The 226-nt window shown below is 62.4% G+C and carries 1 pseudogene; it reads left to right on the top strand.

The features are described 5' to 3' along the window. Window positions 1-226, top strand: a pseudogene (locus tag RRF55_RS28515) (IS3-like element ISXac4 family transposase); the annotation flags it as partial.

Here is a 226-nt window from a genome sequence, read left to right on the forward strand (position 1 = left end):
GCATTGAAGGACCTGATCGCAAAAAAAACTGTAGGGCCGGGTCAGAAGCGTGAAGCAGTGCGTTTCCTCACCGAGGCGCACGCGCTCCCCCCTGAGCCGGTCCTGCGGTTACGTGGGTTTGTCTCGTGCGGCCTGGTATGCGCCGCCACTGGACTGGACCGTGCGCGATGCGGAGTTGATCTTGGCATTGGCCAGGCTGGTCGAGGACCGGCCAAGTCGAGGTTTC

The organism is Klebsiella sp. K47 (genome assembly GCF_051858335.1).
Taxonomy (GTDB): Bacteria; Pseudomonadota; Gammaproteobacteria; order Enterobacterales; family Enterobacteriaceae; genus Klebsiella; species Klebsiella pneumoniae.